The sequence below is a fragment of the Gilliamella sp. B2889 genome, assembly GCF_026536885.1.
Lineage (GTDB): Bacteria > Pseudomonadota > Gammaproteobacteria > Enterobacterales > Orbaceae > Gilliamella > Gilliamella apicola_E.
Map to the genome: position 1 here is coordinate 160,323 of NZ_JAFNNF010000002.1, position 16,269 is coordinate 176,591.

Sequence of the window (16,269 nt, forward strand, 5' to 3'; positions counted from 1 at the left end):
TAATTAAAAATTTTGAGTATTTTATCATAAATTGAACCTACTCATAGCGTGAAAGGTGTATAAAAACTAATTTATTAGCAACTATTAATTCGATAGCGTTAAGGTTTGATTAAATCTTTTTGCATTCAACACGTAATGTTGAGCATTTTTAATATTTGCTTGAATTTCTTCATCTGTGAGTTTACGAATAATTTTAGCTGGAGATCCCATAATCAAACAACCTTCCTCATAAGGCAGACTATGTGTAACTAGTGAGTTAGCACCTACTAGGCAGTTTTTGGCAATTCTAGCATTGTTTAAAATAGTACTTCCCATACCAATTAAACTATTATCCTCAATATTACAACTATGCAAAATAACATTATGGCCAACGGTGACATTCTCACCAACAATACAGGGAATGTCAGTTTCTGTATGAATAGTACTGTTATCTTGAACATTACTATTTTTACCAATATGAATCGTTGCGATATCACCTCGCAAAACTGCGTTAAACCATATAGATACGCCTTCTTCTAAAATAACATCACCAATGATGTCTGCTGATTTAGCAATAAAACACTTAGAATTAATTTGTGGTTTTAGATTTTCTAATTGATAAATCATGGTTAATTCCTTTTTATATTTTTGACACTCAAAAACAATCCGGCCGCAAAAAAGTTACAGATAACCATTGAGCCAACCATTAGCCATTCTGTTAAATTATTCGTAACAGTTGCTGTATTATGAGTTGAAACGAGTGTTGAAAGTAAGGCTCCGATAGCACCAGCGACGGCAAAGCGGATTGTGCCTGCAAGCGAGGAGGCTGTGCCTGCTATATGAGAATAATAATCGAGTATTACAGCCATGCAATTACCACCTATGGTTGAAATACAACCGATATAACCAGCAATACATGCCACTAAAAAGACAAAACCTAAGTCAAATATACTCACTGTAGCCATACCTATGGCTGTAATAAATTGGAGGAGTAAGCCTAACTGAATCATCTTAATAGAACCAACCCGTTTTACAATACGGCTATTGAGCGTATTCATTGAAACCATGACCATAACATTAATAGCAAAGTAATAGCCGAAATTGGTTGATGCAACACCATGTAAGTTCATATAGACAAATGGTCCTAAACTTAGAAAGGAAAATAATCCGGCTCCGGAAAATGCACCAATCATCATGTAAGTAAACACTTGTCTATGTCTAAATAGGGCAATGAAGTTACTTAAAATTCGAATTATACTGAATTTATCACGTTTGGATTTGGCTAATGTCTCAGGGATATTGATTGTTACTAATGCAAAACAAATAATCGCCATTAAGCAAAGCGCATAGAAGTTAGCTTGCCAATCGAACCAATAAAGAATAAAACCACCAATAATCGGTGCGAGTAATGGGGCAACATTCGATATCAATGTTACAAAAGACATCATTTTAGAAAAATCATCACGATCGCGATAGATATCTTTCATTAATGCATTAATAACAATAGTGGTTGCTGATGCTGCTATTCCATGAAAAAATCGGGCTGTGATTAACTGATTTATATTAGCAGCAAGACCACAACATAATGCTGCAATTATGAAAATAATTAGTCCAGCAGTTAAAACTTTTCTTCGTCCGTAACTATCGGTGAGTGGACCAAACAAAAGCTGACCTAATGAAAATCCTAATAAATAGAAACTGATTGTCAACTGCACAGTTGAATCGGCGACATTAAATTTGTTCGCAATAGTTGGCATACTTGGTAAATACATATCAATAGATAATGGCATTAACATTGAAATGAAACCAAGAATAAAGATAAGTGCTTGTTTAGAAACTTTAATTTCTACTTGTGGTTCTTGTGTTTGCACGTTGTCATTCCTTTGGATACAAAGTTACTAAGTTTTAACTATAAAACCTAGTAAAAGAAAACATTAGTTAAGAATCAAACGGCTAATTAAACGAATTGATCTCATCTTGAGTAAGAGGGCGGTATTCCCCCTCAGGTATATCAAGAATAATATTGCCAATCTGTTTACGATGCAACTGGGTGACATGGTTATTTACAGCTGCAAACATTCGTTTCACTTGGTGATATCGACCTTCACTTATTGTAAGTTCTGCATGGTAATCATCAAGGATAACTAATTTAGCTGGTTGAGTAAGTGTTTTTTCACTTTTTAGCTGAATACCTTGTTTAAATATCTCAATAAGATCATTATTAAGAGGTTGCTCAACGGTTACTTGATAAACTTTTTCACAATGATGTTTAGGAGAAGTAATGCGATGTGACCACTTACCATCATCGGTTAATAAAACTAGCCCAGTGGTGTCTAAATCCAGTCGACCTGCTGAATGCAGCTTTTCAGACATAGGTTCATCAATAAAATAGAGGATAGTTGGATGATCAGGATCATCAGTAGAACAAACATAACCTTGTGGTTTATTGAGCATGAAATAACGATTTTCGGTAATAGGTATAATTTCGAAACCATCATATTCTACAATTTGATCATCTGAGATATGGTAAGCACCTGATTTTACAACAGCTCCATTAACAGTTACCTTTTGGGCTTTCAGTTCTTTATTGACTATTGTTCGGCTTACCCCTAGATGGTGAGCTAGAAATTTATCCAGTCGCATATTCAAATACTATTCCTATAAACATGGTGTGTAAATATCAAAACGATGATTTTTAGTTTTAATTTCCGCCGTTGGTTTTTGATTGGCTAAAAATGGTGCATAATCAGGTCGTTTAACCACAACGCGTTTTTTAGCTAATCGTCTTGCGGGTTCAAGTAGGCTTTCTGCATCGAGATCGTTACCAACTAATTGTTGAAAAATTCGCATCTCTTTTTTCACTAATGCACTTTTTTGTCGATGCGGAAACATCGGATCAAGATAAACAACGTCAGGTTTTTCTTGATGTGAATTGAGCCCAAGTAAACTTGAATTATAAATTAAATGTAACAGCTTTTGTAATTGCTGACCAATGATTGGATCTTGATAAGCACGATTAAGCCCATCTTCTAACAAGGCAGCAACAACAGGATGTCGCTCAAACATAGTAACATGGCAACCAATAGAAGCTAATACGAATGCATCTCGTCCTAATCCAGCTGTTGCATCAATAATAGTGGGTAAATAATTACCTTTAACGCCAACAGCTTTAGCTATCGCTTCACCACGACCACCACCAAATTGACGACGATGAGCCATCGCACCAGACACAAAATTAACCGCGATTGCACCTAATTTAGGTTCATCAGTTTTTTGTAACTCAAGTTGATTGTTTTGATTAACGAGAGTAAATGGAAGATCAGGATGCTCGAATAGCCACTGCTCAGCTAACTTTTTGAGCTGAGCAGTGTTAACTTTAGTGGATACCATAGTGACGAAGTAATGCCTCAAGTTGCGGTTCACGACCACGGAAATTTTTGAATAATGTCATTGGTTCATCACTGCCACCTTGAGATAATATATTATCTAGGAAAGCATTACCTGTATTTGCATTGAAGATACCTTCTTCTTCAAAGCGAGAAAACGCATCAGCAGATAAAACTTCAGCCCATAGATAACTGTAATAACCTGCGGCATAACCTCCTGCAAAAATATGACTAAATGCGTGAGGGAATCGTCCCCAATCTACGGTTGGTACTACTGCAACTTGTTCTCTGACTTGTTTTAAAGTTTCTAAAATATCAGGTGTTTTTTCGCTATGTAATTTAAAATCAAATAAACCGAATTCTAACTGACGCAGAATAAATAATGCAGCTTGGAAGTTTTTGCTATCAAGCATTTTTTCTAGCATTTCTTGTGGTAATGGTTCGCCAGTTTGATAATGACCTGAAATAAATTCTAAAGCTTCAGGCTGCCAGCACCAATTTTCTAAGAATTGACTCGGTAATTCAACGGCATCCCATGGAACACCATTAATACCAGCCACAGATGACACATCAATTTCAGTTAACATATGATGTAGTCCATGACCAAATTCATGGAATAATGTGGTTACCTCATTATGAGTAAATAATGCTGGTTTATCACCGATTGGTCGATTGAAATTACAAGTTAAATAGGCAACAGGTTTTTGGATATGGCCATCAGCAAAACGCATTTTACCAATACAATCATCCATCCAAGCACCACCGCGTTTATGTTCACGAGCATATAAATCAAGATAAAAGCTACCTTTTAATTCACCATTGGCATTATATAAATCATAAAATTTTACCTCAGGTGCCCAAACTTCAACATCATGACGCTGTTTTGCAGTAATGCCAAAAATACGACGAACGACTTCAAATAATCCACTAATAACTCGATCCTCTGGAAAATATGGACGAAGTTCTTCATCATTGATGGTATAAAGATGTTGTTTTTGTTTTTCGCTGTAATAAGCGATATCCCATGGTTTGATATCACTTGCACCAAAATATTCATAAGCATATCTTTTAAGTTCGGCTAATTCTTTTTCACCTTGAGGTTTAGCTTTGGTTGCTAAATCGGTTAAAAATGCGGTAACTTGCGTTACAGTTTCAGCCATTTTAGTTGCTAATGACTTATCGGCATATGTGTCAAAACCAAGTAACTGAGCAAGTTCAGCTCGAAGCGATATAATTTGTTTAATGATTTCTGTATTATCCCACTTACCGGCATTAGGTCCTTGGTCAGACGCTCGAGTATTGTATGCTTGATAGAGTTCAAATCGTAAATCTCGATTATCGCAATAAGTCATTACCGGTAAATAACTTGGGATATCGAGCGTTAATAACCAACCATCTTGCTCTTTTGCCTTAGCTTGCTCTTTAGCTGCGGCTAAGGCACTTTCAGGCATTCCGGATAAATCTTCAATATTCGTGATTAATTTTGACCAGCCCATAGTGGCATCTAATACATTATTACTATATTGAGATGATAATTCTGAAAGTTTGGCAACAATTTCACCATAACGTTTTTGCTTATCATCCGCCAATCCAATACCCGATAATTCAAAATCCCGCAATGCATTGTTGATTACTTTTTTTTGTGCTTTGCTTAAATTTTCGAAGTGTTTGCTATCTTTAAGTTGTTTATAGGCATTATATAGTGGTTTATGTTGTCCTACCCAAGTACTGTATTGAGATAGCAAAGGTAAGCAAGCTTCATATGCTTCACGTAGTTCTGGGCTGTTTTTCACTGAATTAAGATGACTAACCGGTGACCATGCTCGGCTAAATTTTTCATCCATTTCATCAATGGGTTGAACAAGATTATCCCAAGTGTATTCACTATTTTGTTCAAGCACAGATTCAATCGTTTTACGACAATTGTTTAATGTCTCTTTAATCGCTGGTAAAACATGCTCAGGTTTGATTTGTGAAAATAGGGGTAATGATGAATTACTTAATAGTGGGTTAGTCATTCTGGAATACCTTATGCAATGATTATGTTTATTTATAAAACATGTGGCTAAAAAAACTTTATTCAAGTTTCTATGTTCATGGAGGGTAATTATAAACCCATTAATTTTCGCTCACGTTGCCATTCAGTCGGTGTATAGGTTTTGATTGATAATGCATGGATTCGATTATCATTAATAAATTCCGCTAATGGTGCATAAATAGCTTGTTGTTTTTTTACACGACTTAATTCAGCAAACATTTCACCAACGGCAATAACTTGAAAATGGCTGCCGTCGTTTGTCAGTACATGCACATCGTCGAGGTTAAGTGAATTTTTTAATTTAGCTATAATTTCTTGTTTATCCATTATTTAAACTCAGTATTAACTATTTTATAAAAAAAAGTTGAGGAACGGGGTTTTTGAGCTCTCAAATTGCATCAATTTTAATGATTAATCACTGTTTGCAAATCATAAAGCTCAATTAGTGTTTGTAATTGTGGGCTGATCCCAATCAATTTTACATTATATTGATTACAAAAATAGACAAGTGTCGCGAGTCCAGAAGAGTCAACCCGTGTTACTCTAGATACATCAATATGGCTTATATTGCTTAATAGTGTATCTTGAGCAATCCATAAATCATTTAAAGAGTGAAAATCAAGTTCACCGATTAAATTAAGTGCATTTTGTTGTTTTTCTGCTTGGATTCGCGACATAATGAACTAACCTTTTTGTTTAGCGTTTGGATCAATTTTGCGATTGGATAGATCATTTAATTGTTTGGTTAATGCATCTATTCCATTTTGGCGAAGAATAGCTGCCCATTCGTTTTGTTTAGTTGTAACCATGCTTACTCCTTCAGCTGTTAAGTCATAAGCTTTCCATTCACCTGTTACTGTATTTTTTCGCCATTGAAAATCGATACGAATAGGTTGTTGATTTTTATCTGGCTGATTTAAAAGCACGCGAATTGAAATAAGTGATTTGTTAGTTAAATCTTTTGGTGCCTCAACTTGGTAAGTTTGACCGTTGTACATAGAAAGTGCTTGAGCAAAAGCTTGAACTAAATAGTTTTCAAAAGCTTTGAAATAAGCTGTTCGTTGTGCGTCAGTTGCTGATTTATAAGCATCACCTAAAATTAATGCGCCTGCATATTTAACTTGGACATAAGGCAATAAATCCGCTCTTACAATATCTTTAAGTTTATTTGGATTTGACTTAATTGATGCTGATTGAGCTTTCATCGTACTAAATATTTTGTCAGCAGCAACTTGCATATCGTTATAAGGATCGTTTGCAAATGCTGACGAACTTATTACTAATGTAAGTACTAAAAAAAGGGCTTGTTTAAATTTGGTTAACATAGTTACTCCTTACTATCATTGGTATCTTGTTTTTTATCTGATGATCCGCCTGTGCTATATAAAAATTGTCCAATCAAGTCTTCGATCACCATGGCTGGTTTTGTATTGTTAATGACATAACCATCTATAAGATAAGCTGGTTTATTATTACTATTACTCGTTGTTGTAGTGGTATCAGAATCTAATGAATCAAGTTCGTGTTCAATGCTTTGATCTAACCCAAAATTGATATCAATAAATTGTTCACCTAATAGGCCAGAAGTTTTGATTGAAAGCGAGCTAGAACTTGGAATTCTATTGTATTGAGCATCTAAATCCATAGTGACATAAGGTTTATACGTTGCACCTTTTTCTGATTTAAGACTAATATTGCTTACACGACCAATCACTACACCGCCAATTTTAATTGGTGATCTTACTTTTAATCCACCAATGTTATCAAATACAGCATAAACACGGTAGGAGTTATGACGAGCGAAAGACGTTGGATCGGTAACTCTAAAACATAAAAACAGCACTGAGCAGATAACCAGTACCATAAATAACCCTACTGTAATTTCAACTTTACGACTCATGTTTAATGACCTCAATTACTAAACATTAATGCGGTTAAAATAAAATCTAACCCCAAAATAACTAATGATGAATAGACAACGGTGTTCGTTGTTGCCCGACTGATTCCTTCTGATGTTGGCACACAATCATAGCCATTAAATAGAGCAATCCAAGTACTAGCGATTGCAAATGCAAAGCTTTTAATAAAACAATTGCCTAAATCGTGCCACCAATCGACATTACTTTGAATGGATGACCAAAAAAATCCTGCATCAATACCTTTCCAATCAACACCTACTAATTCACCACCTAAAATGCCAACAGCGACAAAAATTGCTGTTAGAAACGGCATACAAAAAAATCCAGCCCAAAATCGTGGCGCGATAATTCGTCTTAATGGGTCGATCGCCATCATTTCCATGCTTGATAATTGTTCGGTGGCCTTCATTAGACCAATTTCAGCGGTTAACGCTGAGCCGGCACGGCCTGCAAATAGTAATCCTGCTACTACAGGCCCAAGTTCTCTCAACAGCGCAAGTGCGACTAGCATCCCCAAACTGGCTTCAGCACCAAAGGTGGTTAAAATGAAGTAACCTTGTAGCGCTAGTACCATTCCTATGAAAAGACCGGATACGATAATAATTGATAGCGATTGTACACCGACAAAGTAAAATTGTTTAACAAGTAATGGGAATTGTTTGCTAAATTGAGGTTTACCGATAAGTGCACCAAATAGCATTACGCCTGAGCGACCTAGCATCGCGATAATATTGATTATTGATCGCCCAAGTTTTGCAATTAAGTTTAACATTAGTTTGCACCTCTACTTAGGTCTAATTTGTAATCATCCGCAGGATAATGAAATGGTACTGGGCCATCGGCTAATCCTTCAAGGAATTGTTTTACTCGTAAATCATCATTATTGCGTAATTCTTCAGATGTACCGCCAGCAATAATATGTTGTTCAGCAACAATATAGGCATAATCGGCAATACTTAATACTTCACTAACATCATGGCTAACAACAATACAGGTTAATCCAAGTGATTGGTTAATTTCAGATATAAGTTTGACAATTACGCCCATGGATATAGGATCTTGCCCAGCAAAAGGTTCATCAAACATGATTAAATCAGGATCGAGTGCTATTGCTCTGGCTAATGCTGCCCGCCGTGCCATTCCTCCAGATAGTTCTGAAGGCATCATGTTAGCTGCACCACGAAGTCCTACTGATTGTAATTTCATTAATACCAAATTATGTAAAATAGGTTTTGGTAAATTAAAATGTTCTCTTAATGGATAAGCAACATTATCAAATACTGATAAATCAGTAAATAGAGCCCCAGATTGGAATAACATACTCATTCTTTTACGGACTTCATATAACCTTGAACGAGTCATACTAGGTATATCTTCACCATCAAATAGGATTTGACCTGATTGTGGCTTAAGTTGCCCGCCAATCAGTCTTAATAGTGTAGTTTTACCTATTCCCGATGGCCCCATAATTGCGGTAACTTTGCCTTTGGGAACCGTCAAGTTCATATTTTTATAAATTGGACGAGTCCCACGATAAAAAGACATATCGTGTATTTCGACCAGATTTTGTTGTAATGTGTTGGTCACAATGAGTTCCTACACTACCATAATTAAATGTTGGTTATTTTACTTGATTATTACAAATAAACAAATGTATTAACCAAGTAGCTGATTTAGTGACGGTAATCATAAAATATGCTGAATTTATTTGTTCGTCATTTTATGCTAAAACTTTTTTAATATTTTAACTATATGAGAATATTGAATTATATTTATTGATTTTTTGTGGTAAATAGTGGCGTTTTGAAGTAAACGCCAGTATAAAGTGTTGCAATAGGGTTTAAATAGTTGGGATCATTCGTGTCTTGCCTTGCGTGCCAAATAATTACCAATGCTTTGTACAATTTGTATTGCAATAACTAAGATCACAACACAGATATATATGACGGTATCATCAAAACGTTGATAACCTTGCGAATAGGCGACATCTCCAATACCACCTGCGCCAATAGCCCCTGCCATTGCTGTTGCCCCAATCAAACCAATTGTGGCGGTTGTGAAAGTTAAAATCAATGAACTAAATGCTTCTGGTAGCATAAAGTGCCAAATAATTTGTACTGGCGTTGCGCCCATCGATTCAGCTGCTTCAATAATACCACTTTTTACCTCTAATAATGAGTTTTCAACAAGCCGAGCAATATAAGGAGCAACATAAAAAGTTAAGGGCACAATTGCTGCTGTCGTACCGATTGATGTGCGAACTATAAAGTAAGTAAATGAATGAAGTGAAAAGAGTAAAATAATAAAAGGTAATGAGCGAACAAAATTAATAATTGGGTTGATAATCTGATAAACCCGTTTATTTTCGAGTAAACCAGATGGTCGGGTGGTGACTAAGCAGATCGCTAATGGAACGCCGATTAATGCGCCTAATATTAATGAAAAAAAAACCATATATAATGTGTCTAATGATGCTTGTGCATATTGCTCAACGGTTACTCTGGTTAGAAAATTAGTATTTATATAATTGATAAAATCGTTGACTATTTCCATTAGTTGTTCTCCCCATGTTTGATTTCTGTAACGTTAACACCATTTTCGCGAAGAAATTGCACCGATTGTTCGATATTATTATCACTTCCTTTTAATTGAACAAACATACTGCCTAATACCGTTTTTTCGATTTCAGACATATGGGCAAATAAAATATTCACTACTACTTTCTGCTGTAAGATCAATGCATTCATAACTGGCTCTGAGGCCGAACGACCTAAAAATTCAAGCTTAAACAACTTAATATTATGTTTATCACCCTCAATTTTTAACAGATTTTCAACAACACCTTCAGGGATTTGGTCATTAATAACTGAACTAACAAATTTTTGTGTGGTTTTATGCGTTGGATGACCAAAAACATCAAGTACATTGCCATGTTCGATAATTTTACCTTTTTCCATAACTGCTACTTTGTGACATATTTGCTGTATTACATGCATTTCATGGGTAATTAGAACGACAGTTATTTTATATTTATCATTAATTTTTTTTATTAATTCCAAAATAGCTTGAGTAGTTTGTGGATCGAGTGCCGATGTGGCTTCATCACAAAGCAAAATATCGGGATCGTTCGCCAAGGCCCGAGCAATTCCAATACGTTGCTTTTGCCCACCTGATAGCTCTTTAGGATAGCTATTAGCTTTATCGCTTAATCCAACAAATTCGAGCAGTTCATGAACTTTCTTTTTAATCGTTTGTTTATCTTTTTTGATGAGAACTAGAGGGATCGCAACATTTTCATATACGTTTTTGGATTCAAGTAAATTGAAATGTTGAAAAATCATGCCTATTTTACGGCGAACTTGGCGTAATTGAGAGTTTGATAACTGATTCAATGGTTGGTTTTGAATAACAACATTGCCTTGAGTTGGTTTTTCAAGAAAGTTTATCAGACGAACTAGCGTACTTTTTCCTGCACCACTATAACCAATAATGCCGTAGATATCGCCTTTTTGGATAGTTAAGTTGATGTTTTGTAATGCTTGGGTGGTAACTCCATTTCGTTCGTATTGTTTCGATACATTTTCAAATTTTATCATTATGTGATACCTATCAATGTTGTGCTACTACAATTAATCCTTGCTTAGCGAGATTGGCTAAATAGTTGGCTGCTGGCATTATCATGTCAGTATTAACTAAAAATTTTGGATGATGTAAAGCATAAGGGCTTTGTGAACCAAGATTGATAAATGCGCCAGGTACATGATGCAAATAGTGGGCAAAATCTTCACCACCAAGTTGCGGTTGAAAATCAACAACTTCATAACCTTGTTGTTTGGCAATCTTTTGACAAAAATCGACCCACTTAGCAACATTTATGATTGATGGCGGGCCATCAAACCATCTCAACTCTGCTTTGGCTCCCATGCTAAGTGCAATATTTTCAACAATGCTTTTTAATTGTTGTTTGACTTTTAATCTTATATCAGGGGTTAGCGTTCTTACAGTGCCTTCCATCTCAACAATTTCAGGAATGACATTCCATGTGTTCCCTCCTAAGAATTTTGTAATGCTGACAACCACAGCATCAAGACCACTTATTGTACGACTTGATATTGTTTGGATAGCACTAATAATTTGTGAACCAATAACAATTGGATCAATACCTGACTCAGGTCTTGCCGCATGGGCTCCAACACCTTTTATTGTGATTTCAATTCGGTCAACGTTTGCTGAAAAGGGGCCAGCTCGTGAAGCCATTTGGTTAATGGTTAAATTAGGATTATTGTGCATTCCTAAAATAACATCAACGCCATTAAGCGCACCAATTTCTATGAAATGTAATGCACCACTAAAATTTTCTTCAGCGGGTTGAAAAAGTAATCGAACCGTTCCTTTTAAATGTCGTTCATTGGCTTTCAATAAGTAAGCTGCTCCCATTAAAACAGAAGTATGCAGATCATGACCGCAAGCATGCATTACTCCTTTTTGGGTTGAACGGTATTGGCAGTCTGATTGTTCAAAAATGGGTAGGGCGTCAATATCGGCTCTTAAGGCTAAGACTGGTGATCCTGAACCAATTTCAGCAATAACACCAGTTTTTGCGCCTAGCTCTAATATGCGAATATTCGCTTTTTCTAAGTAATACCTTAATTTTTTTGTTGTTTCAAACTCCTGATTTGAAAGCTCTGGATTTTGATGTAAGTCGAGAAAAAGCTGCTCGATAATAGATGCAATAGCTTTTGTCATGGTAAGTCCAATTTATAAAAATATTGATATTTTTACAGTAGCACAGCTGATATTTTGGCTCTAATAATCGTTTTTTATAACTTATTCCAAAAAGTTATAAGATAGAATTACATGGAATAAATGAATTATTTTTTATGTGTTAGAGTAGTTTTAAAATTTACACTTCACTGAGGATAGTTCAAATGAAAATGAGGTTCATCAAGCAAAAATTAGTTAATAATGTTGTGGTGTTAGCTTTATTTAGTTCTCTTTTTTTTATTACAGCATGTGATAACTCATCATCGAAAACCGATAATCAAACTAAAAAAGAGATCAGTATGGGCGTTTCACCAGGACCGTACAATGATCTGTTTAATGATGCGGTTAAACCAATACTAGAATCAGAAGGCTATAAAGTTAAGTTAGTTAATTTTCCACATTTATTAGAATCAGATGTGGCATTAAGTGAAGGCAGTATTGATTTAACGGTAGCTCAACATACTGCATATATGGATGTGTTTAATAGTCAACGCAAAGCTCATTTAAAACCAGTGGTGCATGTACCTTCGGTTCCAGCTGCAATATTTTCGAATAAGTATACGTCGATAAAAAATGTTTTTCCGGGTGCTAAAATTGGAATTCCTCAAGATGCATCAAATGCAGCACGTTCTTACAACTTGTTGGAAAAAGCTGGTTGGATTAAGTTAAAACCAAATAGTAATCCAATTATTGTCGGCAAAAATGATATTGCCGAAAATATTGCGGGTGTTGATATTGTTGAAATGGATTCAGCCAATATTCCAAGAGTTTTAAATGAGTTAGATTTCGCCGTCATTCCAGGCAGTATCGTTTATTCCGCTAATATTGACTCGAAAAAAGCACTTTTGTCTGAAACAATTATTCCTGATTTAGAAATTATGGTTGTAGTTAATGAAGGTAATGAAAATAGTCAATGGGCAAAAGATATAAAGCGTATTTACCAATCACAACAATTTAAAGATTACATGCAAACACATAATCAAAATGGTTATTGGGTTATGCCACAAGAATAGTGATCATTTAGCCCGTTTAAATGCGGGCTTTTTAATATTTAGGCATACTGGTATCAACAGTTCGAGCCCAAGCGTCAATGCCACCAGTTAGATTGTAGAGAACATCACAATCAAATCCATTTTCAACCAAGTAATTTGCAACGTTAAGACTCCTTACACCATGATGGCAATAAATAATAATATCAATTTCATCTGGGATTTTATCTAAATAAAGTGGTATGAGATTCATAGGAATATGTATTGCTCCTGCTATTGCACAAATTTCTACTTCATTAGGTTCGCGTACATCAAGTAAAAAAAGCGGTACGTTATTATCGATCTGTTGTTTTAGTTGCAAAGGTGTTATTTCTTTTATTATTGACATTATTCAAACTCATTCTATCTAAAAAAAGTTGAGGAACGGGGTTTTTGAACGCTATTTTATGTATTTTTTATTAAAAATCCCATCTTGCTAAAGAATGACAAGATGGGATTTTATTATGCAGCTAAAGCTTTACTAATTTTTTCGTAAAGATCTTTAGATAAATTATTCAACTTCAATAAACTTTTTAAAGCGGCTGTCATTTTTTTCTGACGATCTTTATCATAATGTTTTAGACGGATAAGTGGATCAATGAGTCGTGATGCCACTTGTGGATTTTTTTGGTTTAACTCTGTTAATATTTCTACTAAGAAATGATAACCACTACCGTCTTCTGCATGGAAAGCGACAGGATTATTATTTACAAAAGCACCAATTAGGCTTCTTATTCTATTTGGATTATTTAGTGAAAAAGATCGATGATTGAGCAGTTTTTTTACTGTTGATAATACATTTTGCTCAGGGCTTGTTGCATTCAAGGCTAACCATTTATCCATAACCAAACCATCTTGATGCCATTTATTATCAAAATCGACAAGTAAAGTATGACGGCAATCAAGCTGTGCTTTCACCGCTGCGGTAAGTGCAGCTAATGAATCTGTCATATTATTCGCTTGTTCATATTGTCTTTTGACTAAGACATCTACTTGCTGTTTATTGTTAGCATAAGCCAATAATGATAAACAACAATTTTTCAGCATACGTTTGCCGATATCTGAATGTTCAATATGATATTGAGCTGTTTGATTATGATGATAGACCGCTGTTAACTCATCATAAAGTTCATTAGCAAACACACCTAATAAGAATTGGCGTGCTTGATAAATCGCAATCGGATCAATAATATCAAACAGATTTGCTAATTCATTCTCTGAAGGTAATGTTAATATTTGTGCAATAAGTGCAGGCTCAACAGAGTCTGATAATAGTATTCCTCTAAAAGCATCCAAAACAAGTTCAGAGAAAGTCATAGATAAATTATGCTGATAATTACTGACATTTAAACGCACATATTTTGCTAATAGCATTTGCGCAGCATCGTAACGACTAAAAGCATTACTAGCATGTTGCATTAAGAATATAAGATCACCATCTTGGTAATCGTAATTGAGTTTTACCGGTGCTGAGAAATCACGCAATAAAGATATAATTGGTTTTTCACTAATATTATCAAATACAAATTGTTGTTTTGCTTGTGTTACATTTAATACATGATGTATAGATTTGTTTTGATATTGCAATCCTATTACTTCGCCATCATGTTGATAAAGTTCAATATCTAAAGGAATATGTAGTGCTTGTTTTTGGCTTTGATCTTGGGTTACTGGTGTATGTTGCTCAACAGTTAGGGTATATTGATGATTTTGAGGATCGTAACTGTCAGTTACAGTTAAAACGGGCGTGCCTGATTGGCTGTACCATAATTTGAATTGTGTTAAGTCAATGCCTGATGCATCTTGCATAGCAGCAACAAAATCATCACAGGTAGCAGCACTTCCATCATGTCGTTTGAAATAGAGTTTCATCCCTGCTTGAAAGTTTTCTTCACCTAATAATGTGTGCATCATACGTATAACTTCTGCACCTTTTTCATATACGGTAACAGTATAGAAATTATTCATTTCAATTACTTGTTCAGGGCGAATAGGATGAGACATAGGACTGGCATCTTCAGCAAATTGTACGGTTCGTAGTAGTTTGACATCATTAATACGTTTTACTGATCTAAGTCCTTGGTCAGAAGTAAATTCTTGATCTCTAAATACAGTTAGCCCTTCTTTTAAACTAAGTTGGAACCAGTCTCGACAAGTAACGCGATTACCAGTCCAGTTATGAAAATATTCGTGACCAATTACGGATTCAATTCCAATGTAATCGTCATCTGTCGCGGTTTCAGGTTTAGCTAAGACATATTTAGAATTGAAAATATTTAGTCCTTTATTTTCCATTGCGCCCATATTGAAGAAATCAACAGCCACAATCATGAAAATATCTAAGTCATATTCTAAATCGAAACGATTTTCATCCCAGCGCATGGCATTTTTTAAACTGGTCATTGCCCATTGTGAACGCTCTAAATTACCTTTATCTACATAAATTTCTATATCAATTTTTCGATTAGAGCGAGTAATAAAGTGATCTTTTAATATATCAAAATCACCAGCTACTAATGCGAATAAATAGGCTGGTTTAGGAAATGGATCTTGCCATTGAACCCAATGTCTACCGTCGGCTAGTTCGCCTTGTGAAATGCGGTTTCCATTAGATAATAGAAAAGGATATTGTTTTTTATTGGCAGTAATTCGAGTTGAAAAACGAGCTAATACATCTGGTCTATCAAGGTAGTAAGTGATATGACGGAAACCTTCTGCTTCACATTGTGTACAAAGTGCATCACCTGAAACATATAGTCCTTCAAGTGCGGTATTATCAATTGGTTTGATTTCGTTGACGATGGTTAAAGTAAATTCAGATGGAACATTTTTGATGATTAATCCGGTTTTTGTGATTTGATAATCACTCCAAGGTTGCTCATCAATATTTATTGAAACTAATTTAAGTTCTTCACCGTCTAAAATTAAATCGTCAGCTTGAGGATTTTTATTAATAACATGACTACGAGCGATAACTGTAGTTGTTTCTGCAGCTAAATCAAAATCGAGGTCAATATCAGTAATCGTGAAGTTGGGTGTTTTATAGTCATGACGAAATTTAGCAATTGGTTGGATATCAGTTGTACTCATTTTTCTTTGCCTTCTAAAGTGATGCGCTGATCATGTATTTGAATTCATCAAAATAGGTCTTAATT

General features: G+C 35.1%; 17 protein-coding genes. 1 reads left to right on the forward strand and 16 read right to left on the reverse strand.

Going from position 1 to position 16,269, the window contains the following annotated elements; translation table 11 throughout:
- Positions 1-84: 84 nt before the first annotated feature.
- The 14 genes from J3U09_RS03640 to J3U09_RS03705 form a co-directional block, all read right to left on the reverse strand.
- Positions 85-606 carry a gamma carbonic anhydrase family protein gene (locus tag J3U09_RS03640; protein ID WP_065734685.1) on the reverse strand — a complete coding sequence of 174 codons (522 nt, stop codon included), beginning with the start codon at positions 604-606 and terminating at the stop codon, positions 85-87.
- A 2-nt stretch (positions 607-608) separates the two neighbouring features.
- Positions 609-1,850 carry a Bcr/CflA family multidrug efflux MFS transporter gene (locus J3U09_RS03645; RefSeq protein WP_267357164.1) on the reverse strand — a complete coding sequence of 414 codons (1,242 nt, stop codon included), beginning with the start codon at positions 1,848-1,850 and terminating at the stop codon, positions 609-611.
- Positions 1,851-1,932: 82 nt separating this feature from the next.
- Entirely contained in the window at positions 1,933-2,622 is a 690-nt protein-coding gene (gene rsuA, locus J3U09_RS03650) for a 16S rRNA pseudouridine(516) synthase RsuA (protein WP_220225696.1), read from the reverse strand.
- A 15-nt stretch (positions 2,623-2,637) separates the two neighbouring features.
- Positions 2,638-3,369 (reverse strand): class I SAM-dependent methyltransferase, encoded by a 732-nt coding sequence (locus tag J3U09_RS03655; protein WP_267331803.1) that lies wholly within the window; start codon positions 3,367-3,369, stop codon positions 2,638-2,640.
- Positions 3,356-5,383 (reverse strand): oligopeptidase A, encoded by a 2,028-nt coding sequence (gene prlC / locus J3U09_RS03660; RefSeq protein WP_065734682.1) that lies wholly within the window; start codon positions 5,381-5,383, stop codon positions 3,356-3,358. Before prlC ends, J3U09_RS03655 begins: the two co-directional genes overlap by 14 nt.
- An 89-nt stretch (positions 5,384-5,472) precedes the next feature.
- Positions 5,473-5,730, reverse strand: a complete 258-nt coding sequence (locus J3U09_RS03665) for a BolA family protein (RefSeq protein WP_220225699.1) — start codon at positions 5,728-5,730, stop codon at positions 5,473-5,475.
- Positions 5,731-5,807: 77 nt separating this feature from the next.
- The gene (locus J3U09_RS03670; RefSeq protein ID WP_267357166.1) at positions 5,808-6,080 is read right to left on the reverse strand and encodes an STAS domain-containing protein; all 273 of its coding nucleotides are present in this window, start codon (positions 6,078-6,080) and stop codon (positions 5,808-5,810) included.
- Positions 6,081-6,086: 6 nt separating this feature from the next.
- Positions 6,087-6,728: a phospholipid-binding protein MlaC gene (gene mlaC, locus J3U09_RS03675; RefSeq protein ID WP_267357167.1), complete on the reverse strand. Its 642-nt coding sequence runs from the start codon at positions 6,726-6,728 to the stop codon at positions 6,087-6,089.
- 2 nt (positions 6,729-6,730) lie between these two features.
- A complete protein-coding gene (gene mlaD, locus J3U09_RS03680; protein ID WP_065563613.1) occupies positions 6,731-7,303 on the reverse strand; it encodes an outer membrane lipid asymmetry maintenance protein MlaD in 573 nt (190 codons plus the stop codon).
- Positions 7,304-7,314: 11 nt separating this feature from the next.
- On the reverse strand, positions 7,315-8,094 hold the full coding sequence (mlaE, locus tag J3U09_RS03685; protein ID WP_267357168.1) for a lipid asymmetry maintenance ABC transporter permease subunit MlaE: 780 nt from the start codon (positions 8,092-8,094) through the stop codon (positions 7,315-7,317).
- Entirely contained in the window at positions 8,094-8,912 is an 819-nt protein-coding gene (gene mlaF, locus J3U09_RS03690) for a phospholipid ABC transporter ATP-binding protein MlaF (protein ID WP_081299570.1), read from the reverse strand. The genes mlaE and mlaF overlap by 1 nt, the downstream gene beginning before the upstream one ends.
- Positions 8,913-9,176: 264 nt before the next feature.
- Positions 9,177-9,776: a methionine ABC transporter permease gene (locus J3U09_RS03695; RefSeq protein ID WP_416380037.1), complete on the reverse strand. Its 600-nt coding sequence runs from the start codon at positions 9,774-9,776 to the stop codon at positions 9,177-9,179.
- 98 nt (positions 9,777-9,874) lie between these two features.
- Complete coding sequence (locus tag J3U09_RS03700; protein WP_267357170.1) at positions 9,875-10,918, reverse strand: methionine ABC transporter ATP-binding protein; 1,044 nt, start codon at positions 10,916-10,918, stop codon at positions 9,875-9,877.
- 13 nt (positions 10,919-10,931) lie between these two features.
- Complete coding sequence (locus J3U09_RS03705) at positions 10,932-12,068, reverse strand: amidohydrolase (RefSeq protein WP_267357171.1); 1,137 nt, start codon at positions 12,066-12,068, stop codon at positions 10,932-10,934.
- Positions 12,069-12,250: 182 nt separating this feature from the next.
- Here J3U09_RS03705 and J3U09_RS03710 point away from each other — a divergent pair, with 182 nt between their 5' ends.
- The gene (locus J3U09_RS03710; protein WP_220225705.1) at positions 12,251-13,099 is read left to right on the forward strand and encodes a MetQ/NlpA family ABC transporter substrate-binding protein; all 849 of its coding nucleotides are present in this window, start codon (positions 12,251-12,253) and stop codon (positions 13,097-13,099) included.
- A 31-nt stretch (positions 13,100-13,130) separates the two neighbouring features.
- Here J3U09_RS03710 and J3U09_RS03715 read toward each other — a convergent pair whose 3' ends face one another.
- Together J3U09_RS03715 and pepN are read right to left on the reverse strand one after the other, a co-directional pair.
- Positions 13,131-13,463 (reverse strand): rhodanese-like domain-containing protein, encoded by a 333-nt coding sequence (locus J3U09_RS03715; protein ID WP_267331797.1) that lies wholly within the window; start codon positions 13,461-13,463, stop codon positions 13,131-13,133.
- A 113-nt stretch (positions 13,464-13,576) separates the two neighbouring features.
- Positions 13,577-16,204, reverse strand: coding sequence for an aminopeptidase N (gene pepN / locus J3U09_RS03720; protein ID WP_267357172.1), 2,628 nt, complete (start codon positions 16,202-16,204; stop codon positions 13,577-13,579).
- Between the last annotated feature and the right edge of the window lie 65 nt (positions 16,205-16,269).

Excerpts from the sequence above, each read along its gene's own strand:
- J3U09_RS03640 (WP_065734685.1), bottom strand. The coding sequence starts at position 606 with ATGATTTATCAATTAGAAAATCTAAAACCACAAATTAATTCTAAGTGT.
- rsuA (WP_220225696.1), bottom strand. The coding sequence starts at position 2,622 with ATGCGACTGGATAAATTTCTAGCTCACCATCTAGGGGTAAGCCGAACA.
- J3U09_RS03655 (WP_267331803.1), bottom strand. The coding sequence starts at position 3,369 with ATGGTATCCACTAAAGTTAACACTGCTCAGCTCAAAAAGTTAGCTGAG.
- prlC (WP_065734682.1), bottom strand. The coding sequence starts at position 5,383 with ATGACTAACCCACTATTAAGTAATTCATCATTACCCCTATTTTCACAA.
- J3U09_RS03665 (WP_220225699.1), bottom strand. The coding sequence starts at position 5,730 with ATGGATAAACAAGAAATTATAGCTAAATTAAAAAATTCACTTAACCTC.
- J3U09_RS03670 (WP_267357166.1), bottom strand. The coding sequence starts at position 6,080 with ATGTCGCGAATCCAAGCAGAAAAACAACAAAATGCACTTAATTTAATC.
- mlaC (WP_267357167.1), bottom strand. The coding sequence starts at position 6,728 with ATGTTAACCAAATTTAAACAAGCCCTTTTTTTAGTACTTACATTAGTA.
- mlaD (WP_065563613.1), bottom strand. The coding sequence starts at position 7,303 with ATGAGTCGTAAAGTTGAAATTACAGTAGGGTTATTTATGGTACTGGTT.
- mlaE (WP_267357168.1), bottom strand. The coding sequence starts at position 8,094 with ATGTTAAACTTAATTGCAAAACTTGGGCGATCAATAATCAATATTATC.
- J3U09_RS03695 (WP_416380037.1), bottom strand. The coding sequence starts at position 9,776 with ATGGTTTTTTTTTCATTAATATTAGGCGCATTAATCGGCGTTCCATTA.
- J3U09_RS03700 (WP_267357170.1), bottom strand. The coding sequence starts at position 10,918 with ATGATAAAATTTGAAAATGTATCGAAACAATACGAACGAAATGGAGTT.
- J3U09_RS03705 (WP_267357171.1), bottom strand. The coding sequence starts at position 12,068 with ATGACAAAAGCTATTGCATCTATTATCGAGCAGCTTTTTCTCGACTTA.
- J3U09_RS03710 (WP_220225705.1), top strand. The coding sequence starts at position 12,251 with ATGAAAATGAGGTTCATCAAGCAAAAATTAGTTAATAATGTTGTGGTG.
- J3U09_RS03715 (WP_267331797.1), bottom strand. The coding sequence starts at position 13,463 with ATGTCAATAATAAAAGAAATAACACCTTTGCAACTAAAACAACAGATC.
- pepN (WP_267357172.1), bottom strand. The coding sequence starts at position 16,204 with ATGAGTACAACTGATATCCAACCAATTGCTAAATTTCGTCATGACTAT.